The following is a 21580-nucleotide window of genomic DNA, read 5'->3' on the forward strand; positions in this document are numbered from 1 at the left end:
CGCCGTTACAGCGGCAGGAGAGAGAAGACACTCATGCGGAGAAGACTTCGCACATCGGCAGTGGTCGCCTGCGTGACGGCGGCCGCACTCATCCCCGCGGCACCGTCGTGGGCACAGGAAACGACACCGCCGACGATCAACGCGGCGACGCTGTCGCCCTCTGCGCCGACCGGCCAGAACAACTGGTACACCGGCTCGGTGACCCTGAACATGTCGGCGACCGACGACGTCGGCATCGCCAAGTTCCAGTACTCACTCAACGGCGGCACCGCCTACATCGACGTGCCCGTCGAGGAGGCACCGGCGTCGGCCACGGCATCGGCGGTGATCACGCAGGAAGGCAACACCAGCGTCCGGTACCGCGCGGTCGACACCTCCGGAAACATCGCGGCGGCCCGCTCGATCTCGGTCCGGATCGACACGCGCGCGCCGGCTGCATCGTACCCGGCGATCACCGACGGTCACGTCGGTCACGCCGCCACACTGATCCCGACGCGCACGGACCCCGCCCCCGGCTCGGGCGGAGTGGCTGTGCTGAACATGTACCTCGACGGCAGGCTGGTCCCGCCGTTGCCGGTGCAGACCTCCGACCTGTCGCTCGGCGTGCACACGCTCGCGGTACATCTCTCCGACGCTGCTTCCAGCAGCGCGAAGTACACGCAGACGTTCATCGTGACGACATCGTTCGCGGACGTCGGCACGCTGATCGCCCGGTTCGTGACCGCCGGCAGCGTCCCGGCGGAGGCCGGCGCGGCGCTCCAAGCCAAGCTCGACCAGGCGAAGGCGCTCGCCGACGCAGGTTCGGCCAAGCACGCGAGCCAGGTCCTGAACGAGTTCGTCTCGATCGCCGGCGACCGGATCGCACCCGGCTCGGCCCGCAGCACACTCGTGGGCGATGCGCGTTACCTGATCGACCAGCTCAACGGCCAGCTCGCGCCGGAGCCCGCGACGGGCCTGGAGTCCGAGCCCGCGGAGGGCCCGAAGTTCATCCCGGACCCGGTGCTCGCCCCGCTCCCGCACAATCCGGACGCCGACTACAACGTCCTGGTCTTCGCCAAGACGACGGGCTTCCGGCACGACCACATCCCGCACACCGTGGCCGCGATCCAGAAGCTCGGCATCGAGCACAACTTCAACGTCGACGTCTACGACCCGCAGCTCCCGACCGTCACACTGCCCACGAGCCCGTTCCTGAGCCTCGACACGCTCAAGCAGTACGACACGATCGTCTTCGAGTCCAACGTCGGGCACCCGGGCCCGCTCAATGCGATCACCGAGCAGCCGAACTTCGAGGCCTACATGAAGCAGGGCGGCGGCTGGGTCGGCATCCACGGTGCCGCCGACTCGTTCGAGATCGGCACCTGGCCGTGGTACGGCAACCTCGCCGGTGGGTTCTTCACCAACCATCCGAACGGCCAGAACGGCTTCGGCCAGTGCGGCAGCTGCATCCACACCGAGGTGGTGACCGAGGACAACACGCACCCGGCGACCGCGCATCTCCCTGACCGGTGGATGACGGTCGATGAGCTCTACAACTTCGACCGCAACATGCGGGCCGACGTGCACACGCTGCTGAGCCTCAACGAAGACAGCTACCAGCGCAGCCTCAACAGCGGCAACGCGGCCACCAACCCGCTGCGGCTGATGAACGGCGACCACCCGATCGCGTGGTGCCAGAACTGGGACGGTGGCAAGGCGTTCTCGAACATCCTGGGTCACTTCCGGACGCAGTACTACGACGACTCGTTCATGCAGATCATCCTCGGCGGGATCGAGACGACCGCCGACCGCACGGGCGCCAACTGCTCGTCCTACCGCGAGACCAGCCTGCTGATCGAGGCTGACCGAGCGGCCGGGCTGCTGACCGCGGACGCCGCGGACGCCGCCGATACCGCCCTGGGCATCGCGCGGGACAGCTACCTGGCAACCAACTACACCACCGCTATCCCGGCGCTGAACTCGATCGTCGACCTGGCGAACGACGAGGCCTCCGGCAACGCTGCTGCGCGATCCGAGCTCGCACGGCAGGCACGTGAGCTGCGGGAGTGGATGCAGAACCTCAACCGCTGATCCGTTCACGCGGTGGGAGCGGTGGATCGCCGCTCCCACCGCGCTGACGCTGGAGTGCACCATCATCGCGGATGTGTGCACGACCTTCTCATGATCACCGACGAAACATCGGCTGGTGCCGCAGTGCCGGCAGGGCGATTACCGAGGCCGATCGCGAGATCGTGATGAGCCGGCCAAATGAAATGAAAGAACGCGTTCCGCGACGCGGAGAACGGATGCGTCCGTGATCGGAGGGGGAAGATGACGGTGACCCGTGGCGGGAGCTTCAGGCGGCCGAAGCAGGGCGCCGGCGAGCGACTCCGCGATGGTGCAGGACGGCCAGCGTCCGTCACCTTTCCTATACGATCGGGGTGGTCGTCGGCCTGCAGCAGCGTTGCGGCCGACGTCAACAGGTTCGCGAAGAGTCTGGAAGAAACCTCGCGTCACGACGGGCGACGAAGCGACGATCGCACGGGGCCGTGGGGCCATGACGGGCGGAGCGCCGCCGGGAAGACCTCGCGGCCGGCTGTGTGACACGCTGCTCGGACAGCCGGAGGGCCTCCCGAAACTCGGCTATTACGTATGTCGATGCGACAGTCGGTGACTTGGGGGTTGTTGGGGCCGGTCGGCTGTGTCGGGCCGGAAGCGGCGGACGAATGGTGTAGAGGCTTGACGGGCGGGCTGGCCCGAGGAATGCTGATGCAATCGGATCGGATCCGCCTCACCCGCCCCAGATGCGAGGAGAAGTAGGTGTCCAGAGCGCTGCTTCTGACCGGCGACGCCGCCGAGGAGCTCGACACCATGTATCCCTACTATCGCGTACAGGAGGGCGGCTGGGACGTTGACGTGTCGTCACGGACGATGCGTGACGTTCAGCTGGTCATCCACGAGTTCGACCCCGACTCCGACGCCTACGTGGAGAAGAACGGCCGAAAGCTGCCCGTCGACGTGCCCTGGGCCGAAGTCGACGTCGAACGCTACGACGCCCTCATCATTCCCGGGGGACGCGCCCCCGAGTGGATCCGGACCGACGCCGACGTCAGGCGCATCACCGAACACTTCTTCGCGCACAGCCTCCCGATCGCGCTGGTATGCCACGGCGCACAGGTACCGGCCGTATACGGGCTGCTCAAGGGCCGAAAAACGGCGTGCTTTCCCCCCATCACCGGAGACATGGAAAACGCCGGCGCGACAGTCGTCGACGCTCCCGACGTCGTGGACGGCAACCTCGTCTCCTGCCGCGGATGGCCCGACATGCCACAGTTCGGCAGGGCGATGATGGAAGTCTTCTCCAAGTCCGTCAACTCCACACCGGCATGAGCACCCCTGGCATGTTTCGGTGACGGCACTTCGGACCCTCACAGTCGATGGTTCCCCCGTCCACGTCATGGAGAGCGGTGCCGGGCCCTCGGTGCTGATGCTGCACGGCTCCGGACCCGGTACGACCGGATCCGGAGCCTGGGCAACGACGGCACAGGCACTGGGCACGTCCTGGCACCTGGTGGCTCCTGACCAGGCGGGGTTCGGCCGTACACCAATCCCGGCGGGCTCCAGGGGCGGGCTCCGGCTGTGGACGGAGCAGGCCGCGGGCCTGATGGATGCTCTCGGTGTCGAGCACTACACCGTGGTGGGCCACTCCATGGGAGGTGCCGTGGCGCTGGCGTTGGCGGCCGCGCGTCCCCAGCAGGTCACCCGTGTCGTGGCGGTCTCGACGATGGGCGCCCCCGGGGCGCCGCTGTCCGCCGAGCTCGACGCGGTCTGGGCCGCCCCCGCCGGGCCGCTCGGGGCACGAGACATGTTGAGTCGCCTCGTCCTCGACCAAGCGCTCGTGACCGAGTCGGCCGTCGCTGCCCGTGCGGCTGCGATGCGAGCGGGGGCGACCGCATTCGCGTCCTTGTTCCCTCCGCCCAGGGCACGTTGGGCCGACGATCTCACCCTCTCGGCGCAAACGCTGGCAGGGGTCCGCGCGCCCGTGCTGCTCGTCCACGGCGCCGAGGACCGAGTCACCCCGCTCAGAACGGCAGCCCTGCCTCTGCTCGAACGCCTGGCCGATGCCCGTCTGCACGTGCTCGGCCGATGCGGGCACGTGCCGGCGCTCGAGCACCCGTACGACTTCAGGCGACTCCTGTCGTGCTTCCTCAGCCGGGAACGAGGCCACTAATTGCTGCGGACAGGTCCGCAGCCCGTGCTCAGGCGGATCAGCACGAAGAAGGCGTGATCCGCGCAGAAGCTAAAGCCCTCCCCGACGCCCGAGCCATGACGTATGTCATCGCTCGACATGTTCGCATCGGCGTCTTCGTGAACAAAACCGGACGTAGCCACGCCGATTGTCGGCGTATCCGGCAACTCGGAGTGCTTCGAACGAGAACGCCTCCGTTCGTGAAGAGGAATTTCTTTGACTGGTGTCCTATCAGGCGGTGGAGAGGGGGTCGGCGTTGAGCCAGTACTCGACCAGCAGTCCGTTCTCAACACGCACGAAGTCGGTGTCGTGGAAGGTGATCACCGATCCGGCCGCGTCCTGAGAGGCGCCCGGGAACCCGCCGCAGTAGGTGCCCTGCGCTACCCAGCGCACAGCGAACCGGGACGATCAGACGGCGGCGGGTGGATGTGGTGGTGTTCATGGCGGTTCCTCGTCTTTCAACGGTTGGGGTAGAGCTGGGAAGGGTTGGATCGGTGGTGGTTCAGTCGCGCTGGAGGCGGTGGTACCGCACGGCCACGGCGGCGCCCGCGAGGCTGATCAGGGTGGCGAGCGCCGGGTTCAGGTCCTTCGACAGGCTCGGTGCGCGGTCGGGCCCGATCGCCCAGGCCGCGAGCCCGGTCGCGTAGGACCCTGCGACGGCCGCGGTCCACCAGCGCAGGGCGCGCAGGCGGGCGTCGCGGAACACCGTGACGGTGAGCACGACGACGGGAACGACGGCGAGCATCGCGAACTGCCCGACGGTCAGCGCGGGGACGGCCCACGCGGAGACGATGACGGACCGCACGCGGGCGGACTGCGCGGGCTGGGCGGTGAGGGTCGACATGGTGAGGTCCTTCTGAGTGGGATGGAACACAGCTTGGTGAGTGAGTGGTCACTTACTTATAGGCCGCGGGAGGGGACGCCAGGCGCCCCTTCCCTCAGCGGGTGGCGGCGGGTCCGGGTGGCGCGTCGCGCACGCGCCGGGGAGAGCAGGAACCGACGCGGCGCACAGGGGTGAGAGGAGGGCGCGGGCCGGGTCCGTCGTGGTGTGCGCCGGCTTCCCGGACTTCGTCAGGCGTACAGGACGACCTTCCCGGCGACGGTGCCGGACTCGGCCAGGCGCATGGCCTCGGCAGCCCGGGTGAGGGGTAGTTCGGCGGCAATCTGGGCGGTGATCTCGCCGCGCTGGAGCGCTTCGAACACATTGGTGAGGTCGGCGCGCAGGCAGGCCCGGAAGCGGCTGCGGCTCAGCGCCCGGCCGGCCCAGACGTTGAAGAAGTAGGCGCGGCGGCGGTTGGGCAGGGCGTTCCACAGCCACACCCGGCCGAGCAGCTTGAGCACAGGCCACTGCCTGGAGCCCTCGTCGTCCCGGGTGGAGGCGCTGCCGTAGGAGACGAGCGTGCCGCCGGGTGCCAGCAGGCCCCAGGAGTCGGTGATGCCGCGGCCGCCCACGTGGTCGAAGACCGCGTCCACACCGCGCGGGGCGAGTTCACGGACGCGGGCGGGGATGTTCTCGGTGCGGTAGTCGATCGGTGCCACTCCGCGTTCCCGCAGGGCGGCGTGGTGGCGCGCGGAGGCGGTGCCGATCACTCGCGCGCCGGCGGCCTGGGCGAGCTGGACGAGGACCGAGCCGACTCCCCCGTTGGCGCCGTGCACCAGGACGGTCTGCCCGGTACGGACGCGGGCCTTGCGGTGCAGCATCTGCCACGCCGTGATGCCGTTGATCACCACCGTCTCCGCCTGCGCCGCGCCGATCCCGTCCGGGACCGGTACCAGATCGGCGGCGTCGACGACCACGTGACTGGCCCAGCCGCCGGTCTTCAGGAGCGCGGCCACCCGAGTGCCGACGAGACCCGGCCGGACACCGTCGCCGGTCGTCGTGACGATGCCGACCATGTCGTAACCGGGAACGAACGGGAAGGGCGGCTGGTCGTAGTAGCGGCCGCGGCGCATCTGCTGCTCGGCGAAGGAGACGCCGGTCGCTTCCATGCGGACGACGACCCGGCCGGGGGCGGCGGCCGGGAGGGGCCCCTGCCGTACCTGAAGGCCCTCCGGCTCGACCTTGCCCGGCAGTACGACCTCGATCAGTTCTTCAGCGTTCATGACGGCCTCCATCGACTTCCCACCAGCGTAGTTAGCATCTAGTGCGTTCGTTAGAAGTTATAACTCACACTTCGAGTGACAGTCAAACGCGTTCGTAATAGGCTCTAACTCGAAGCATGCGCCCAGAGCACACTCCAAGCAGCCGACCCGGCCCCCGGAGCCGGTGACCGAACACGAAAAGGGACAAACACATGACCAGCGCGGCCAAGGAGACCCCACGCGAGCGCTACCGGGCCCAGCTCCGGGCCGAAGTCAAGGAGTGCGCCTGGGAGCAGATCGCCGCCGCAGGCGCTCCAGGCCTGTCCCTGAACGCCATCGCCAAGCAGATGGGCATGAGCGGCCCCGCGCTCTACCGGTACTTCGCCAGCCGCGACGAGCTGATCACCGAACTGATCCGCGACGCCTACCGCAGCCTCGCCGACACATTGCGCACCGCCGCCGCCTCGGGCGCGGACCTAGCGGGACTGGGACACGCGCTGCGCACCTGGGCACTGGACAACCCCCAGCGCTACTTCCTCGTCTACGGCACACCGGTCCCCGGCTATCACGCACCCGACGACGTCACCGTCACCGCCTCACAGATCATGGACGTACTCCTCGACGCCGCCCCGTCGAGCAGCGCCGCCGCACCCTCCGCGCACGAGGACCGTCTCGACGCCCACCTCGCCGCGCACCGCCAGTGGGCGGCCGGCCATCCGGCACCCCCGGCCGACCTGCGCCGCGCCCTGCTCTTCTGGACCCGCCTGCACGGCGTCCTCTCCCTGGAGCTGGCAGGCCACTTCACCGGCATGGGACTCGACCCGGCCGAGCTGTACGACAGCGAACTGCGCCACCTGACCCGGTGACCCCCTGGCAAGCGCCCCGCCCCCTGCCGCCCGCAAACACGCAGGCCAACGACCACCACGGCACAGCGCCCCTGCACCCGTACACGCCCTGCCTTCTGGCCTCCGGCTCATACCCCCGCCCGGTCCGCGCCGGCGTCGCAGGGCGCGCCCCACGTTCCCGCAGCCGGGCCGCAATAGGGTCGCTCGCCTGCAGCCGGGGCTGCGGGCTGCCCGGCAGGCTGGGTCGGCCCCGGCGTTCCGTACGCGGTTCAGGGCCCGCCGGGCGCGGAGTTTCGGGTCCGGCGCCGACCGGTGTCCCGCGGATCATCCGGTCCGCCGCACATGTTCAGAGCCGTCACGCCGCGCCCACGACCGCCGGCGTGCGGGTGGCCTCGACCGCGCGGACGAGGGACGCGAGCTGCTGGTCCTCGGCGGCTTCGGTGAGGGCTTCGCGCAGCGCGGCGTCGTTGGTGGGGCGGGCCTCCTCAAGGAGTTTCAGGCCCGCCTCGGAGACGTTGGTGTAGATGCCCCGGCGGTCCGTGGGGCACAGGTACCGGGCGAGGAGCCCGCGGTCCTCGAGGCGGGTGACCAAGCGGGTGGTGGCGCTCTGGCTGAGGACGACGGAGTCTGCGACCTGCTTCATCTGCAGGTGGCCGCCCTCTCCGTCGTGCTGGCGGCTGAGCACGTCGAGCAGGGAGTACTCACGCGTGCTCAGACCGTGTCCGGTCTGAAGGGCGTGCTCCAGGTGGGACTCGATCCGGCCGTGCAGCCGGGAAAGCGCGCGCCAGCCGTGGGCCGGGGCGGTGGGTGCGGGTGCGGCGGCGGTCATCCAGGCTCCTTCGTCGGGCCATCCCACTCAATAATTGCACACGAGGACTATTGCGTGTCACGGTTAACGCCACTTGCCTTTATCCAGCGTCTGCAATTATTGTCTTGTGACGTCACCACCACACGCAATCATCTGGAAGGTCTCCCCCATGCCCCTCGCGCTCCTGGCCCTCGCCATCGGGGCCTTCGGGATCGGCACCACCGAGTTCGTGATCATGGGCGTGCTGCCCCAGGTCGCGGCGGATTACGGCGTCACCATCCCGACCGCCGGCTGGCTGGTCTCCGGATACGCCCTCGGCGTCGTCGCCGGCGCCCCGCTGCTGACCGTGCTCGGCACCCGGGTCTCCCGCAAGAAGATGCTCATGTTCCTCATGGGCCTCTTCGTCGCCGGCAACGCCCTCTCCGCCCTCGCCCCCACTTTCGGCCTCATGCTGGCCGGCCGGATCGTCGCCTCCCTCGCACACGGCGCGTTCTTCGGCATCGGCTCCGTCGTCGCCGCCAGCCTCGTCGCCCCGCACAAGAAGGCCTCCGCGATCTCCCTGATGTTCATGGGCCTGACCGTGGCCAACATCGTCGGCGTACCCGGCGGCACCTCCATCGGCCAGGCCGCCGGCTGGCGCGTCACCTTCGCGATCGTCGCCGCCCTCGGGATCATCGGCCTCCTCGGCGTCGCCAGGCTCATCCCCGAGACCGGCCGGCCCGAGTCGGTGAGCGTACGCGGGGAGTTCGCCGCGTTCCGCAACGTCCAGGTCTGGCTCGCCATGGCGATGACCGTCCTCGGCTACGGCGGTGTCTTCGCCGCGATCACCTACATCACCCCCATGATGACCGAGGTCACCGGCTACACCGAAGGTGCCGTGACCTGGCTGCTCGTCCTGTTCGGCGTCGGCATGTTCCTGGGCAACCTGATCGGCGGCAGGTTCGCCGACCGGGCCCTGATGCCGATGCTCTTCACCGCGCTCGCGGGCCTCACCGCCGCCCTGCTGCTGTTCACCGCGACCGCGCACAACAAAATCCTCGCCGCGATCACCCTCAGCCTGATCGGCGCCCTGGGCTTCGCGACCGTACCGCCCCTGCAGAAGTGGGTGCTCGACCAGGCCTCCGCCGCGCCCACCCTGGCCTCCGCCGCCAACATCGGTGCCTTCAACCTCGGCAACGCCCTCGCGGCCTGGCTCGGCGGCGTCGTCATAGCCGCCGGACTCGGCTACACCGCCCCGAACTGGGTCGGCGCGATCCTCTCCGGTACGGCCCTGCTCCTCGCCCTCCTCGCCGCCCGCCTGAACCGCCGTACCCACAGCGCGGGCCGCGTCGTCGCCGGGTCCGCGGCGACCGAGCCCGCCCCCGCCACTGTCCCCGAGAAGGAACCTCTGATGAGCACCACCGCCGCCCCCACCACAGAGCTCGCCCGATGAGCCGCACCCCGCAGGAGGTCTTCGCCGACCACGGCAACCGGCTCGGCACCGGAGACCTCGACCTGATCAGCCGGAACTACACCGAGGACGCCGTCCTCCTCACCCCCGGAGGAACCCTCACGGGACGCGAGGGAGTACGGCAGGGCATCGGCGCACTGCTCGCCGATCTCCCGGACGCCGACTGGCAGCTGACCCCGCGGTTCGCCGGTGACGTGCTGTTCCTCCAGTGGAGCGCGACCACCGCCGGCCACGAGGTCACCGACGGCGTCGACACCTTCGTCTTCCGCGACGGGCTCATCAGCGCCCAGACCGTCCGCTACACCCTGACCCCCCGTACAACCCGTACCGCCCGAAAGGCCACACCCACCATGGCACCGCACAACAGCATCCCCACCGTCACTCTGAACAACGGCACCGAGATCCCCCAGCTCGGATTCGGCGTCTTCCAGGTCCCCGACACCGAGACCACCGCCGCCGTCACGGCGGCCCTCGAGGCCGGCTACCGCTCGATCGACACCGCCGCGATCTACGGCAACGAGGCCGGCGTCGGCAAGGCCCTCGCAGCCTCCGGACTCGACCGCGGCGAACTGTTCGTCACCACCAAGCTGTGGAACGCCGACCAGGGCTACGACTCCACCCTCCGCGCCTTCGACGCCAGCCTGGCCAAGCTCGGCCTGGACCACGTCGACATGTACCTCATCCACTGGCCCACCCCCGCCCGTGACCTGTACCGGGACACCTGGAAGGCCATCGAGAAGCTGGTCGCCGACGGCCGGGTCCGTACCGCCGGCGTCTCCAACTTCCAGCCCGACCACCTCCGCCGCCTCACCGACGGCGCAAACCTCGTCCCCGCCGTGAACCAGATCGAACTGCACCCGGGCCTGCAGCAGACCGAACTGCGCGCCGTACACGCCGAGCTGGGCATCGCGACCGAGGCCTGGAGCCCCCTGGCGCAGGGCGCCGTCCTGGGCGACGAGGCGATCACCACCATCGCCACCACCCACGGCAAGTCCCCGGCCCAGGTGGTCCTTCGCTGGCACCTGCAGCTCGGGAACATTGTCATTCCCAAGTCCGTCACGCCAGTCCGTATCCGCGAGAACCTCGACGTCTTCGACTTCACGCTGACGGACGCCGAGATGGCGTCGATCGCCGGCCTGGACCGTGATCTGCGCACGGGTCCGCACCCGGACCAGCTCAGCTGACTTTCCTGGAGTCACGGTTGATCCGACCCTGACGGGTTGGGTTGCCCCGGATCGTGCGGGCGGAACGGCAGGTTCCGCCCGCACGAGCGCGTTCATGTGCTCCTGACCGCTCCCCCATACATCCGACTCCCGAAGACCGTTCCTTCGCCCCCCACCACCACCGCCCTCGACCGGCTCATGCACCCGCGCAGGTTGAACTGACCTGGCCAGAAGCTGGTGCAGACAAGACCGACTACCGGCCTCCCCCTCCCCAGGGCGAGCACACCGCGTGCCGTCGGCCCGGCCCACCGGCTCCGGACGCACACGGGCCACTGCCACCGATCTTGAACAGTTCGATTTGACGAACAAGACGACCGTTCATATTCTCGTGTGTGGAAGAAAGGGGGCCGCATGCCCAGGCCCAGCGTTCGTCCGCAGTTGGTCGAGGCCGCCACAAAGTGCTTCCACGAGCACGGATTCAACGGCACGGGGATCCAGGACATCGCCCGCACGGCCGGTGTTCCCAAGGGGTCGGTGTACAACCACTTCGAGAACAAGGAAGCCCTCGCCGGCGAGGTCCTGGACCGTTACGCCGCCTCCCGCAGATTGGGGATGCTCGCGGACGGGCAGCTGGCGCCCGTGCCGAGGCTCCGCGCCCATTTCGAGTACCTCGCCGCAGATCTGGAGAACTTCTCCTACAAGCGCGGGTGCATGTTCGGGAACTTCGGAGCGGAACTGTCGAACCAGACCGACCTCATGCGCGGCAAGGTGGACACCGGGCTAAGCACCTGGACCGACGCCGTCACACAGGTGCTGCAGGAAGCTCGTGAAACCGGCGCCCTCACGAGTCCCCTCCCGCCCGACCGGCTCGGGCAGTTCCTCGTGGACGGGTGGGAAGGCGCGGTGCTGCGGGCGAAGGTCACCCGGAGCCGGGCTCCGCTGGACGGCTTCTTCGACGTCTTCGACGCGCTCGTCGTCTGAGGGCCCGCCCCGGAGCAGGAGATCCCCCAGGCCTTCGTACGGGCGAGGCGGTGGTCGGCCCGGGCGCGGGCCTTGCGGCAGGAAGCCTTGTGGGCTTCTTTCCTGGCCGGCAACTCGTTCCGGCCGCGTTCTCGGCGGTGCGGGATGGTAATCACCGCTCTGCCGATTCACACGCCAGCACGAGGACCCGGTCGCACAGCCCCCACGAAGACCCTCGCTTGCGTTTGGGGCGATCCGCATCTAGCGTTTAAGACGACCGGTCATATTCATTTGATCGGGACCAGGAAAGGAACCCCCTCATGTCCGATCTCCTCGACACCGTCGTCGCCGCCCACGGTGGCCTCGACCGATGGCACTCCGCCACTCGGATCACGGCCGAGGTGCAGGCCGGCGGAGCGCTGTGGGGCCTCAAGGGCCAGCCCGGGGTCCTCGACCGGTACAGCATCACCGCCGACCTGCACCGGCAGTCGGCCACCCTCGCCCCCTTCGCGGAGCCCGGGCTGCGAGCCGCCTACACCCCTGACCGGGTCGCGGTCGAATCCCTCGACGGGCAGGTGTCGCAGGAACGTGTCCGGCCACGGGAATCCTTCGCCGGCCACACACTGGAGACCCCGTGGGACCGTCTGCACGCGGCGTACTTCGCCGGGTACGCCATGTGGACCTATCTGACCGAGCCCTTCGTCTTCACCGAGCCGGGCTTCACCGCCACGGAGATCGGGCCGTGGGAGGAGAACGGCGAGACCTGGCGCCGTCTGCAGGTGACCTTCCCCGAGCACATCGCCACCCACAGCCGGGTGCAGACCTACTACATCGATGCCGAGGGCCTGATCCGGCGCCACGACTACCGTCCCGACGTGTTCGGTGCCGCCGACCGCGACTCGGCGCACTACACGTGGGAGCACCAGAACGTCGGCGGGCTCGTCTTCCCGGCCAGGCGCTCGGTGCACCTCACCGACGAGAACAACCGGAAGGTCGCCGAGCCGGTGATCATCTCCATCGACCTCACCGAGATCACGGTCTCGTGAAGCGACGAACGTCCACCCGACAGGGCCCCGACAGGAACAGAGGGATGTCATGAGCGGCTATCGCGCCGTCGAGGCGACCGCCGACGGTGATTTCACCCTCGTCGAGCGCACGCTGGAGCGACCGGGGGCCGGACGGGTCCGGATCGCCGTAGAGGCGTGCGGGGTCTGCCACAGCGACGCAGCCGGAATCATGAACATGACCGGCAGTCGGCCGTCCGGCGTCCCCGTGGTGCCCGGGCACGAGGTCATCGGCCGGATCGACGCCCTCGGCGACGGTGTTTCCGGGTGGCACGTCGGACAGCGGGTCGGCCTGGGCTACCTGGGCGGGCACTGCGGCACGTGTGCGATGTGCCGGCGCGGCGACTTCGTGTACTGCACCGACCAGCCGGTACTGGGCGACAGTCAGCAGGGAGGGTACGCGGAGTACGTCACGGCCCGGACCTCGGGTCTTGTCGCGGTACCGGACGACATGCCGGCGGCCGAGCTGGCACCGCTGATGTGTGCGGGCCTGACGGTGCATCACGCGCTGGTGACCTCGGCCGCGCGTACGGGCGATCTCGTCGCCGTCCAGGGCATCGGCGGCCTGGGACACCTCGGCATCCCGTACGCGCGGGCCATGGGGTTCCAGGTGGCGGCGATCGCGCGCGGTCAGGGCAAGAAGGAGCTCGCGCTGCAGCTCGGAGCGCATCACTACATCGACTCCACCGCGAGCGACCCGGGACAGGCACTGCGGGAACTCGGCGGTGCCAGGGTCGCTCTCGCCACCGCCAGCAGTGGCGCATCGATGTCGCCGCTGGTCGGGGGGCTTGCCGTCCGCGGGCAGCTGGTCGTCCTGGGCGTGGCGCAGGATCCGGTCGAGGTGAGCACTGTGCCGCTCGTCTTCGGTGCTCGCTCGATCGTCGGCTCGCTGACCGGCACGCCTCGCGACAACGAGGACAACGTCGGCTTCGCCCACGCCCACAACATCCGCCCGATGGTCGAAACCGTTCCCCTGGAGCAGGCCAAGGAGGCGTACACGCGGATGATGTCCGGCGAGGCACGCTTCCGGATGGTGCTCGAGATCGGTCACTGACACCAGGCACCGCTTATGCCGGGAATCATGGCGCGTGCCGCGCCGCCGGTCGAGTGGTACCTCGTGTGCGCGAGGTCCGGCGTACACGAGGTACCACAAGGGGCCCGCCTCTGCGGCAGACGGACCCCTTCGTGCGGCGTGTCAGTGTCCCGGCGGCACCTGAGCAGGCCGGCCCGACCCGCGCGTGAGCGCGTAGCCGCCGACGCCCGCGAGGGCCGCCAGCAGGCCGCCGATCCCGGTCCACACCCAGCGGTCCGACCACCAGCCGGAACCCCAGCCGCCGTCGGGCTCGAGGGAGAACAGCTTGGCCGTGTCCGTCGAGTCGTCCGAGTCCTGCGACTGGGCCGAGGTCACCGCGATCCCGGGCACCAGGGGTTCGGCCAGGGAGCCGTCCACCGCCGCCGGGCCGCCGATGTCCTTGGACTCCACCTCGGTCTCGGCGCCGAACGCCAGGCCTCGGTCACCCGTCGCCAGATTGGTGGCGGTCAGCCGGATGTAGTACGTGCCGGGCAGCGGGTCGTTGGCCCACGGCTCCGACCAGGCGCGGACCGTGCGCAGGGTGCACGACAGGTCCACCGTGGCGGCGCCCGTGGCGGCGGTGCGTGTCTGGGCGCCGTACTGGCAGGCCTGGCGGCGGCGCAGGCCGTCGTAGACGTCGAGCTGCCAGGTGGACGCGGACGCGGTCTCCTTCGGGAGTGTGACCACGGCTCGTGCGGTGGGCCGCTGTCCGGCTTCCGCCGGGAACGACCAGTACATGTAGTCGCCCGTCGAGCCCTGGGCCGTCGCCTTGGTGCCCTGGTCGACCTCCGCAGCCGTACGGAACGACGTACCCGCCTCCGTCGGCCCGTCAGCCTCGGGCGAAGAGCTTGCGGAGGGTGAGGAGTCGGCGACGGCCGGGGAAACGGCAAGCCCCAGCAGGAGCAGGGTGCCGGTCAGTATTCGTACGATTCGCATCAGTTGGTCCTCCAGACCGCGACCCGCCAGCGCGACACCCAGCCCCACAGCACACCCGCCACAAACCCGACAACGACAAGCACACCCAGCAGCCACCAGCCCCGCCCGAGGCCGAACGCGGCCACGTCGGACGCCGAGTCCCCGGCGTCCACGACGTCCACGGTCAGCTCCAGCGGCAGCCCCGGGGTGGTCTTCACCCCGCCGGCCGGCGAGAACGAGTTCGTCACCACGAGACACACCGTCTCGGCGGTCTCGTCGTCGTCGGCTTCGGCCTTGGGGTAGCGCAGGCCCGTCGACATCACGTCGGTGCGGCCGGCTCCCGCGGCCTCACCGCGGACGATCTCCCTGCCCTTCACGGTCACCGCGCGCAGCAGCACCCCGTAGTCCGGGTTCACGGCCCGGTCGGCCGCCACGCTCACCGACGCCCGCAGCTCCTGACCCGGCTCCACATCCACCCGGTACCAGCGCTGCTGCCCGAACTCCTCACGGTCCGTGAACAGTCCCGATTCGAGGGCGGGCGCCTGCTCGCATGCCTCGGCGCCCTGCACGGCCTTGGGCACCACGACCGGATCGGCTGCCCGTTCCACCAGTTGGCTGACGCGGTCGCTGAGTTCCTCACGGCGCTCGACCGAGGTGTACGTACCGCCGGTCGCCTCCGCGATACAGCTCAGCTGCACACGCAGCTTCGCGTCCGGCACCAGACCCAGCGTGTCGATCGTCAGGCCGACGCCCTTCGCCGCGATCTCCCGCGCCACCTCGCACGGGTCGAGGGGCTGGCAGGTGTCCTCACCGTCGCTGATGAGCACGATGCGCTTGCTGCCCTCACCGCCCTCGAGGTCATCGGCGGCCTTCAGCAGGGCCGGGCCTATGGGGGTCCAACCGGTCGGAGTCAGGGTCGCTACCGCGGCCTTCGCCTCGGTGCGGTCCAGCGGCCCCACGGGGAAGAGCTGCGCGGTGTCCTCGCAGCCCTTCTTCCGGTCGTCGCCGGGGTAGTTCGCACCCAGCGTACGGATACCGAGCAGGACCTCCTCGGGCGTGGCGTCCAGCACTTCGTCGAACGCCTGCTTTGCGGCAGCCATACGCGACTGCCCGCCGAGGTCCGTCGCGCGCATGGAACCACTCACGTCGAGAACGAGATCGACCTTGGGCGCGGTCGCCGTGGTCTCATCGGCGACGGCCGTGGACGAGACGGCGACCCCGGTAGAAAGGACGACGAGCAGGGCAAAAACCCCGGCCGCCCACCGATAACTTCTGATCATCGCCGGATCCTATTGACCACGGCGCCCCCACACCAAAACGGCCCCCACCACCAGCCGTTGAACGCCGACAACCCGCGCCACGCAGGCGCCCGGGGCAGACAGGACAACCGCCCCAAACGCCCCTCGCGTTCAGGCGTGGCCACAGACGACGAAGGTGCCCACCCGGGCGTAGTCCCCTGTGGCCGGTTGACGTCCGCCACCACGTCCCGAGCATCCTGCGGCACCACTGTCGTTGTCAGGAAGAACCGCCGTGGGCGCTTCTCCGGCTGTCGCAGGTGGCTGCGACACTCGCTGGTCATGACGACACAGCCGCGTACGAAGCTCCGCCGGCCGTCCGGACAACGTTGGCGTCGATCGGGCATGGCATGATCGCCGTTCATGGATACGCTGCCGTTCGACGCAGTGCTGTGCGACTTCGACGGAGTCGTGCACTTGTGGGACCCAGACGGGATGACCACGCTGGACCGGGCCTGGGATTTGCCGGAGGGCACGCTGGCAGGGACGGCATTCGAAGATGAGCTGCTCCAGGCAGCCGTCACGGGGCACCTGAGCGACGAACAGTGGCGGCACCAGGTCGCCCAGCGCCTGACCCCGGCCTGCGGATCAGCTCAGCGGGCCCGGGAGCTCGTCACGGCATGGAGCCGGCTCACCGGCCGAGTAGATCCCGACGTCGTGGATCTGCTCGCCACGCTTCGCACGAGGGTGCCGGTGGTCCTGGTCTCCAACGCGACCACGCGGCTGGAGACGTATCTCGCCGCAATCGGACTGGACGAGGCGTTCGACGCAGTGGTCAACACTGCCAGGATCGGAGTGGCCAAACCCGACCGACGCGTCTTCGACATAGCCGCCCAACGGGCGGGAGCCGACCTCGAGCGCTGCCTGTTCATCGACGACACCGCCGGCCACATCACCGCAGCCCGAGCAGCCGGCGCAACCGGCGTGCACTACCAGGACATCCGGCAACTACGGGCCGCAGCCGCACTACTCCTGGACTGACAGGCCACCCGCCCCTACAGACACCGGCCTCCGGGTATCACTGCAACTCGCCACAGCCCTCGTCACCTCATCCGCACACGATCAAACGGACAAGCTCACATCAGAATGCTCCCGAGGGTCCGTCCTGTGTGTTCTCGTCCTCCGGGGCGAGCAGCACCCATGCTTCGGCGAGGTTGCGCAGGTGGTCGTCGTCGAGCCGGTCGAGAAAGAGCCTGCGCAGGTCGCTGTACTGCCGGCGCCACGCCTTGCGCAGGAGTGCCCGGCCGTCGCGGGTCAGGACCGCCGTGAAGCCGCGGCCGTCGCCGGCCGACCGTTGCCTTTCGATCAGCCCGCGGCTCTCGAGCCGATCGGCGAGCCGCGTGAACCCGCCGGTGGACATCAGGCGCCGCTGGGCGAGGTCCGACATCCTCATGCCCTTGCGGCCGGCCTCGGCCAGCAGCGCAAGCACGCTGTACTCGGCCATGCTCACGTTCAGGGGAGCCAGTCCGGCCTCGATCTCACGCCAGATCCGATCATGAGTGACCAGCAGACCGTTCCAGGCCTGGTATTCAAGATCGCTCAGCTTCTCCGTCGCCATGCCCAGCACCGTATCGGACCATGCCCGCGCAACCACTCCGGGTGCCTGCCTGCGCAGGAAGCCAATCCGGAAGGCCCGCCGCAATGAAGTGGAAGACGAGTCCTGATCCGTCGCTGTCGGCCCTTGCGGGAAGCGGCAGCGGCCTTGCCGCTGACGTGCACGTCAAGGGTTAGGGTCGGCGCGCCGTTGGCGGCCGTCCCGCCGCGGCACACGTCCCGAGATCAGGAGTCCCCTCCATGGCCACTGCCCTGCCCACCGCCACCCGCGAGATCCGGCTCGCGCATGCCCCGCAGGGGTTGCCCGGACCAGAGCACCTGAGTGTCGTCACCCGCTCTCTGGATGCTCCCGGTCCCGGCCACGTCGTGGTGCGAAACCAGTACTTCCTCGTCTTCCCCGGACTGCGCACCCTGATCGGAGGCGGGGCCCAGGACGTACCACTGCCGCCGATCCACCCTGGTGACGCGCTCTTCGGCCCCGCCGTCGGCGAGGTCGTCGCGGTCGGCCCGGACAGCCCGCTGCGTCCGGGGGACACCGTCACGCATCTGTTCGGGTGGCGCGAGCACGCGGTGGTGGCGGCGGCGGACTGCGTCCTGCTGGGCGACGTGCTGCCCGACCCGGTTGCTCATCTGTCGTCGGGGGCGGCCGCCTACGGAGCACTCACCCGGCTGGCCGATGTCCGGCCCGGCGACTCGGTGTTCGTCACCGGAGCGGCCGGGGCGGTGGGAACCCTGGCGGGTCAGGTGGCCAAGCTGCTGGGCGCCGGGCGGGTCATCGGCAGTACCCGTTCTCCGGCCAAGGCCGGGCGGCTGCGTAGCGAGCTGGGCTATGACTCGGTGGTGGTCGCCCCGTCACCCGGTCTTCCGGAACCGTTGGAGGCGGCGGCGCCCGGAGGCATCGACGTCGTGCTGGACACCGTGGGAGGCGAGCAGCTGAGCGCGGCGCTCGCGGCGGTCCGTACCGGCGCCCGCGTCGCGCTGGTCGGCGCCCTCGCCGGCCAGCTGGCACCGGACCGGCGGGGGGACAGCTCCCCGGCGGAGATCGACACCTACCGTTTGATCACCAAGGGGATCACGCTCCGCGGCTACCGCGGCGCGGACCATCCCGAGGTGGGGAAGGAGTGGACCGACCGGTTCGGCGCCTGGCTCCGCTCGGGTGAGATCACGTTTCCGCATGTGCGGCTGGCGGGCATGGACCGGGCCCGGCAGGCGTTGCAGGAGTTGTCCGAGGGGCGGCACTTCGGCACTGTCGTCGTGGAACTGCCGCCGCGATAGCGCACGCCCGCCGCCGCACGGTACGGGCGGACGGGCGAGAGAGAGCGAGGCGAGGTCGACATGCGCATCGGAGATGCGGCGGCGGCAGCGGGAACCACCCCGCGGGCCCTGCGGTTCTACGAGGAGCGAGGGCTGCTCGCCCCGCCGGACCGCACGGCGTCCGGTCAACGCCGGTACGGCCCGGACGACGTGGCCCGCCTCCGCGTCATCCGCGAACTGCTCGGTCTCGGCCTCACCGTCGAGGATCTGCGCCTCATCGCCGATCGGATCCAGCTCCTGGCCGACCATCCCCAGCAGCGCTGCACGAACGCCGACTCCGTCTCCCCCGCCTCCAGCGTGATCACTCACCGGCTGGCGGCGATCGACGACGAGATCGACCGCCTGACCCGGCTGCGCTCCCGCCTGGCACAGCAGACCGGGCGCGGGTGATCGTACGGTCGCCGGGGATGGCCGCGCCCAGGCGGATCGCCCGCTTACGACGCCACCGGCAGCCCCGCCGCCCGCCACGCCTGGAAGCCGCCCACCAGGTCGGTCGCCCGGTGCAGGCCCAGTTGCCGCAACGACGCGGCCGCGAGGCTCGAGGCGTAGCCCTCGTTGCAGATGATCACGACGGGAAGGTCGTGGCTCGTGGCCTGGGGGACGCGGTGGCTGCCCCGGGGGTCGAGGCGCCACTCCAGTTCGTTGCGCTCGATGACCAGGGCGCCGGGGATCAGGCCGTCCCGGTTTCGCAGAGCGGCGTAGCGGATGTCGACCAGGAGCGCCCCGCCGTCTTGGGCGGCTTCGTATGCCTCGTGCGGCTCGATGCGGTCGAGCCCCGCGCGAACGCGTTCCAGCAGCTCGTCGATGCCGACGGGGTGTTCGTGGTGGGTGCTCACTGCCAGTCCTCCGGACGCTCGACCTGCTCCAGGCGCAGCGCCTGCCCCGTACGGCTGTAGCGGCGGATCTCCGGCAGGGGCGGATAGTAGGCGTGGACGGATACCGCGTGCCGTTCGGTGGACTCGTTGAGCACCTCGTGCACGTGGTCCCGGCCGAACTGCCTGCCCTCGCCGGCCGGCAACCGTCGTACGCGGTCCACGCCTTCGGTGAGTTCCAGCATCTTCCAGCCGTCGGTGGGCAGCCGGGCGGCGAGCGAGTTCTCCGTCAGCTCACCGGCCGCGGTGACGAAGGCGCCCACCGAGTCGGCATGATCGTGCCAGCCCGTCCCGGTGCCGGGCGGCCAGCCGATCAGCCATGCCTCGCTGCCCCCGGGGCCGTCGAGGCGTACCCAGGTGCGGCCTTCGGGATCGAGGGGAAGCGAGGCGATCAGCTCGACGTCCGCGGCCGTACGGCGGGCAAAGGCGAGCAGGTCCGCCGGGGTCGGTGCAGTGACGGCGGAGGAGCCGGAGGGGACAGGGGAAGCAGGTGATACGGGCACGGGTACCGTCCTGAAGGTGCGTTCGCGGGGAAAACGCGCGGCAAGATGAGCGGCGCGGCAAAGGGATGCGAATTCAGACGGACGGATGACACACGCAGCCCGCATAGCGGACAAGGTCCATATGGACCCTCCGCCACAGGCGCACACAGGTGTCGACCACGAGTCGGAGTACACCATGACCGGAAAGAGCGGTCAACTCACCGGCGCTCCGTGATCAGCGGGACGGGGCACGCGCCGACCGCGATGCGCGCGATGCCGCGTCTGCGGATCCCGAAAGACCGCAGGCCCCAGCCCTGGGCAAGGTACCCGTGTGGGGCCGGGTCCGGCGGCCGGCGGGCTCCGGTGTCAGTCGCGGAGCGTGGTGGCGAACTCGTGGATGTCCCGGGCGAGTGCGTCCGGCTCCTCGTGCGGTGCGAAATGCCCTCCGCGCTCGAGGCGGGTGTAGCGAACGACGTGGTAGGTCCGCTCGGCGTATTCGCGCGGCGGCACAGAGATGTCGTACGGGAGCACGGCGACGGCCGTCGGCAGGTCGCCCATCGCGGGCCGCGGGGACGGATGCGCCAGGTGGTCGAAGTACGGCCGGAAGGACGTGCCGATCGTGTTGGTGAACCAGTAGAGCGAGGCGTGCACCAGAATCTCGTCGTCGGTCCATCGCGTGGTGATGTCCCCGCCGCAGTCGCTCCAGGCGCGGTACTTCTCGAGGACCCAGGCCAGCAGACCGGCCGGAGAGTCACTCAGTCCGTAGGCGAGTGTCAGGGGACGGGTCTGCTGCTGATGCTGGTAGGCGCCGCCGTCGCCGGTCCAGGATTCGATCCCCGACAGATACGCCGCCTCGGCTGCCGTGAGGTCGCTGTGGTCGACGGCCGGCGTCACGGCCATCAGGTGGATACCCGCGACTGCTTCCGGGTGGGCGGCCCCGAGACGCGAGGTGATCCCGGCACCGAGGTCTCCCCCGTGCGCCAGGTAGCGGTCGTGGCCGAGACCGGACATGAGGCGGTGCCAGAGTTCGTGCGTCGGAGTCGCGGCCGGGGCCTCGGCGGACTGATCGGAGAAGGTGAATCCCGGCAGGGACGGCACCACGACGTCGTGGCCGAGGCCGGCGAGCCGGTGTGCCAGCGGGATCATCTCGGCGAACGTGCTCGGCCACCCGTTGGTGAGGATCATCGGAATGCCTGTCGGCTCCTGTGCGCGCACGTGGAGGAAGTGCACCCGTTGGCCACCGACGGTCGCCGTCCACTGCGGCTCGGCGTTCAGGCGTCGCTCGTGACGGCGCCAGTCGAATCCGTGGACCCAGTAGTCGACCAGGTGTGCGAGTACGGCGCGGTCGGTTCCCGCCAGCCAGGCGGGCTCGGGCCAGGGCCTGGGCCAGCGCGTTGCCAGCAGGCGGCGGCGTAGATCCGCGATGTCGTCCTCCGGCACCGCGACAGCGAATTCTGCGGCCTCGAACGTGCTCAT

24 protein-coding genes and 1 pseudogene are annotated in these 21580 nt (G+C 69.7%); 13 read left to right on the forward strand and 12 right to left on the reverse strand.

The window, feature by feature from the left end:
- Positions 1–5 precede the first annotated feature (5 nt).
- A complete protein-coding gene (locus SRB5_RS35780; RefSeq protein WP_194292783.1) occupies positions 6–212 on the reverse strand; it encodes a hypothetical protein in 207 nt (68 codons plus the stop codon).
- On the opposite strand from SRB5_RS35780, the gene SRB5_RS00080 reads away from it, so the two are divergent.
- From SRB5_RS00080 to SRB5_RS00090, 3 genes are all read left to right on the forward strand, one after another.
- Entirely contained in the window at positions 199–2070 is a 1872-nt protein-coding gene (locus SRB5_RS00080; RefSeq protein ID WP_194292784.1) for a ThuA domain-containing protein, read from the forward strand. The genes SRB5_RS35780 and SRB5_RS00080 overlap by 14 nt on opposite strands.
- A 729-nt stretch (positions 2071–2799) precedes the next feature.
- Entirely contained in the window at positions 2800–3369 is a 570-nt protein-coding gene (locus tag SRB5_RS00085) for a DJ-1/PfpI family protein (RefSeq protein WP_323376656.1), read from the forward strand.
- A 67-nt stretch (positions 3370–3436) separates the two neighbouring features.
- Positions 3437–4210, forward strand: a complete 774-nt coding sequence (locus SRB5_RS00090) for an alpha/beta fold hydrolase (protein WP_153449317.1) — start codon at positions 3437–3439, stop codon at positions 4208–4210.
- A gap of 249 nt (positions 4211–4459) precedes the next feature.
- Here the strand turns inward: SRB5_RS00090 and SRB5_RS00095 are convergent, their stop codons facing one another.
- The 3 genes from SRB5_RS00095 to SRB5_RS00105 all read right to left on the reverse strand — a co-directional run bounded on the left by SRB5_RS00095 (position 4460) and on the right by SRB5_RS00105 (position 6331).
- Positions 4460–4621, reverse strand: coding sequence for a hypothetical protein (locus tag SRB5_RS00095; protein ID WP_153449318.1), 162 nt, complete (start codon positions 4619–4621; stop codon positions 4460–4462).
- A gap of 109 nt (positions 4622–4730) precedes the next feature.
- A complete protein-coding gene (locus tag SRB5_RS00100) occupies positions 4731–5072 on the reverse strand; it encodes a hypothetical protein (protein ID WP_153449319.1) in 342 nt (113 codons plus the stop codon).
- 227 nt (positions 5073–5299) lie between these two features.
- Entirely contained in the window at positions 5300–6331 is a 1032-nt protein-coding gene (locus tag SRB5_RS00105) for a medium chain dehydrogenase/reductase family protein (protein WP_153449320.1), read from the reverse strand.
- Between the two features lie 191 nt (positions 6332–6522).
- On the opposite strand from SRB5_RS00105, the gene SRB5_RS00110 reads away from it, so the two are divergent.
- Positions 6523–7176, forward strand: coding sequence for a TetR/AcrR family transcriptional regulator (locus SRB5_RS00110; RefSeq protein WP_153449321.1), 654 nt, complete (start codon positions 6523–6525; stop codon positions 7174–7176).
- 334 nt (positions 7177–7510) lie between these two features.
- On the opposite strand, the gene SRB5_RS00115 is transcribed toward SRB5_RS00110, so the two are convergent.
- Entirely contained in the window at positions 7511–7984 is a 474-nt protein-coding gene (locus SRB5_RS00115; RefSeq protein WP_153449322.1) for a MarR family winged helix-turn-helix transcriptional regulator, read from the reverse strand.
- Between the two features lie 148 nt (positions 7985–8132).
- Here SRB5_RS00115 and SRB5_RS00120 point away from each other — a divergent pair, with 148 nt between their 5' ends.
- The 6 genes and pseudogenes from SRB5_RS00120 to SRB5_RS00140 all read left to right on the forward strand — a co-directional run bounded on the left by SRB5_RS00120 (position 8133) and on the right by SRB5_RS00140 (position 13654).
- Positions 8133–9395: an MFS transporter gene (locus tag SRB5_RS00120; protein ID WP_153449323.1), complete on the forward strand. Its 1263-nt coding sequence runs from the start codon at positions 8133–8135 to the stop codon at positions 9393–9395.
- Positions 9392–9685, forward strand: a pseudogene (locus SRB5_RS36090) (nuclear transport factor 2 family protein); the annotation flags it as partial. The gene SRB5_RS00120 and the pseudogene SRB5_RS36090, both read left to right, overlap by 4 nt.
- Before the next feature lie 78 nt (positions 9686–9763).
- On the forward strand, positions 9764–10597 hold the full coding sequence (locus tag SRB5_RS00125; RefSeq protein ID WP_228389702.1) for an aldo/keto reductase: 834 nt from the start codon (positions 9764–9766) through the stop codon (positions 10595–10597).
- Between the two features lie 390 nt (positions 10598–10987).
- A complete protein-coding gene (locus SRB5_RS00130) occupies positions 10988–11557 on the forward strand; it encodes a TetR/AcrR family transcriptional regulator (RefSeq protein ID WP_153449325.1) in 570 nt (189 codons plus the stop codon).
- Between the two features lie 299 nt (positions 11558–11856).
- Entirely contained in the window at positions 11857–12582 is a 726-nt protein-coding gene (locus SRB5_RS00135) for a hypothetical protein (protein WP_153449326.1), read from the forward strand.
- A gap of 49 nt (positions 12583–12631) precedes the next feature.
- Positions 12632–13654 (forward strand): alcohol dehydrogenase catalytic domain-containing protein, encoded by a 1023-nt coding sequence (locus tag SRB5_RS00140; RefSeq protein ID WP_153449327.1) that lies wholly within the window; start codon positions 12632–12634, stop codon positions 13652–13654.
- Positions 13655–13795: 141 nt separating this feature from the next.
- Here the strand turns inward: SRB5_RS00140 and SRB5_RS00145 are convergent, their stop codons facing one another.
- Positions 13796–14608: a hypothetical protein gene (locus tag SRB5_RS00145; RefSeq protein ID WP_153449328.1), complete on the reverse strand. Its 813-nt coding sequence runs from the start codon at positions 14606–14608 to the stop codon at positions 13796–13798.
- A complete protein-coding gene (locus SRB5_RS00150; RefSeq protein WP_153449329.1) occupies positions 14608–15867 on the reverse strand; it encodes a VWA domain-containing protein in 1260 nt (419 codons plus the stop codon). The genes SRB5_RS00145 and SRB5_RS00150 overlap by 1 nt, the downstream gene beginning before the upstream one ends.
- A gap of 378 nt (positions 15868–16245) precedes the next feature.
- Between SRB5_RS00150 and SRB5_RS00155 the strand changes: the two genes are divergently transcribed.
- Positions 16246–16863 carry an HAD family hydrolase gene (locus SRB5_RS00155; protein ID WP_153449330.1) on the forward strand — a complete coding sequence of 206 codons (618 nt, stop codon included), beginning with the start codon at positions 16246–16248 and terminating at the stop codon, positions 16861–16863.
- A gap of 100 nt (positions 16864–16963) precedes the next feature.
- Here the strand turns inward: SRB5_RS00155 and SRB5_RS00160 are convergent, their stop codons facing one another.
- Positions 16964–17440, reverse strand: a complete 477-nt coding sequence (locus SRB5_RS00160; protein WP_153449331.1) for a MarR family winged helix-turn-helix transcriptional regulator — start codon at positions 17438–17440, stop codon at positions 16964–16966.
- Positions 17441–17676: 236 nt separating this feature from the next.
- Here SRB5_RS00160 and SRB5_RS00165 point away from each other — a divergent pair, with 236 nt between their 5' ends.
- On the forward strand, positions 17677–18711 hold the full coding sequence (locus SRB5_RS00165; RefSeq protein WP_153449332.1) for an MDR family NADP-dependent oxidoreductase: 1035 nt from the start codon (positions 17677–17679) through the stop codon (positions 18709–18711).
- A gap of 60 nt (positions 18712–18771) precedes the next feature.
- Positions 18772–19140, forward strand: a complete 369-nt coding sequence (locus SRB5_RS00170; protein WP_153449333.1) for a MerR family transcriptional regulator — start codon at positions 18772–18774, stop codon at positions 19138–19140.
- A gap of 44 nt (positions 19141–19184) precedes the next feature.
- Here the strand turns inward: SRB5_RS00170 and SRB5_RS00175 are convergent, their stop codons facing one another.
- The 4 genes from SRB5_RS00175 to SRB5_RS00185 form a co-directional block, all read right to left on the reverse strand.
- Entirely contained in the window at positions 19185–19586 is a 402-nt protein-coding gene (locus tag SRB5_RS00175) for a rhodanese-like domain-containing protein (RefSeq protein ID WP_323376658.1), read from the reverse strand.
- Positions 19583–20125 carry a cupin domain-containing protein gene (locus tag SRB5_RS00180; protein WP_323376660.1) on the reverse strand — a complete coding sequence of 181 codons (543 nt, stop codon included), beginning with the start codon at positions 20123–20125 and terminating at the stop codon, positions 19583–19585. Before SRB5_RS00180 ends, SRB5_RS00175 begins: the two co-directional genes overlap by 4 nt.
- A 73-nt stretch (positions 20126–20198) precedes the next feature.
- A complete protein-coding gene (locus tag SRB5_RS37685) occupies positions 20199–20285 on the reverse strand; it encodes a putative leader peptide (RefSeq protein ID WP_407703865.1) in 87 nt (28 codons plus the stop codon).
- A 185-nt stretch (positions 20286–20470) separates the two neighbouring features.
- Positions 20471–21580, reverse strand: coding sequence for an epoxide hydrolase family protein (locus SRB5_RS00185; RefSeq protein WP_153449336.1), 1110 nt, complete (start codon positions 21578–21580; stop codon positions 20471–20473).

It is taken from the genome of Streptomyces smaragdinus (genome assembly GCF_009604385.1).
In the GTDB taxonomy this organism is placed as follows: Bacteria; Actinomycetota; Actinomycetes; order Streptomycetales; family Streptomycetaceae; genus Streptomyces; species Streptomyces smaragdinus.

What these genes read in the sequence shown, in the direction of transcription:
- SRB5_RS35780 (WP_194292783.1), bottom strand. Translation starts at nt 212, where the DNA reads ATGTTCAGGGTCACCGAGCCGGTGTACCAGTTGTTCTGGCCGGTCGGC.
- SRB5_RS00090 (WP_153449317.1), top strand. Translation starts at nt 3,437, where the DNA reads ATGGAGAGCGGTGCCGGGCCCTCGGTGCTGATGCTGCACGGCTCCGGA.
- SRB5_RS00100 (WP_153449319.1), bottom strand. Translation starts at nt 5,072, where the DNA reads ATGTCGACCCTCACCGCCCAGCCCGCGCAGTCCGCCCGCGTGCGGTCC.
- SRB5_RS00105 (WP_153449320.1), bottom strand. Translation starts at nt 6,331, where the DNA reads ATGAACGCTGAAGAACTGATCGAGGTCGTACTGCCGGGCAAGGTCGAG.
- SRB5_RS00110 (WP_153449321.1), top strand. Translation starts at nt 6,523, where the DNA reads ATGACCAGCGCGGCCAAGGAGACCCCACGCGAGCGCTACCGGGCCCAG.
- SRB5_RS00115 (WP_153449322.1), bottom strand. Translation starts at nt 7,984, where the DNA reads ATGACCGCCGCCGCACCCGCACCCACCGCCCCGGCCCACGGCTGGCGC.
- SRB5_RS00120 (WP_153449323.1), top strand. Translation starts at nt 8,133, where the DNA reads ATGCCCCTCGCGCTCCTGGCCCTCGCCATCGGGGCCTTCGGGATCGGC.
- SRB5_RS00125 (WP_228389702.1), top strand. Translation starts at nt 9,764, where the DNA reads ATGGCACCGCACAACAGCATCCCCACCGTCACTCTGAACAACGGCACC.
- SRB5_RS00130 (WP_153449325.1), top strand. Translation starts at nt 10,988, where the DNA reads ATGCCCAGGCCCAGCGTTCGTCCGCAGTTGGTCGAGGCCGCCACAAAG.
- SRB5_RS00135 (WP_153449326.1), top strand. Translation starts at nt 11,857, where the DNA reads ATGTCCGATCTCCTCGACACCGTCGTCGCCGCCCACGGTGGCCTCGAC.
- SRB5_RS00140 (WP_153449327.1), top strand. Translation starts at nt 12,632, where the DNA reads ATGAGCGGCTATCGCGCCGTCGAGGCGACCGCCGACGGTGATTTCACC.
- SRB5_RS00145 (WP_153449328.1), bottom strand. Translation starts at nt 14,608, where the DNA reads ATGCGAATCGTACGAATACTGACCGGCACCCTGCTCCTGCTGGGGCTT.
- SRB5_RS00150 (WP_153449329.1), bottom strand. Translation starts at nt 15,867, where the DNA reads ATGATCAGAAGTTATCGGTGGGCGGCCGGGGTTTTTGCCCTGCTCGTC.
- SRB5_RS00155 (WP_153449330.1), top strand. Translation starts at nt 16,246, where the DNA reads ATGGATACGCTGCCGTTCGACGCAGTGCTGTGCGACTTCGACGGAGTC.
- SRB5_RS00160 (WP_153449331.1), bottom strand. Translation starts at nt 17,440, where the DNA reads ATGGCGACGGAGAAGCTGAGCGATCTTGAATACCAGGCCTGGAACGGT.
- SRB5_RS00165 (WP_153449332.1), top strand. Translation starts at nt 17,677, where the DNA reads ATGGCCACTGCCCTGCCCACCGCCACCCGCGAGATCCGGCTCGCGCAT.
- SRB5_RS00170 (WP_153449333.1), top strand. Translation starts at nt 18,772, where the DNA reads ATGCGCATCGGAGATGCGGCGGCGGCAGCGGGAACCACCCCGCGGGCC.
- SRB5_RS00185 (WP_153449336.1), bottom strand. Translation starts at nt 21,580, where the DNA reads ATGAGCACGTTCGAGGCCGCAGAATTCGCTGTCGCGGTGCCGGAGGAC.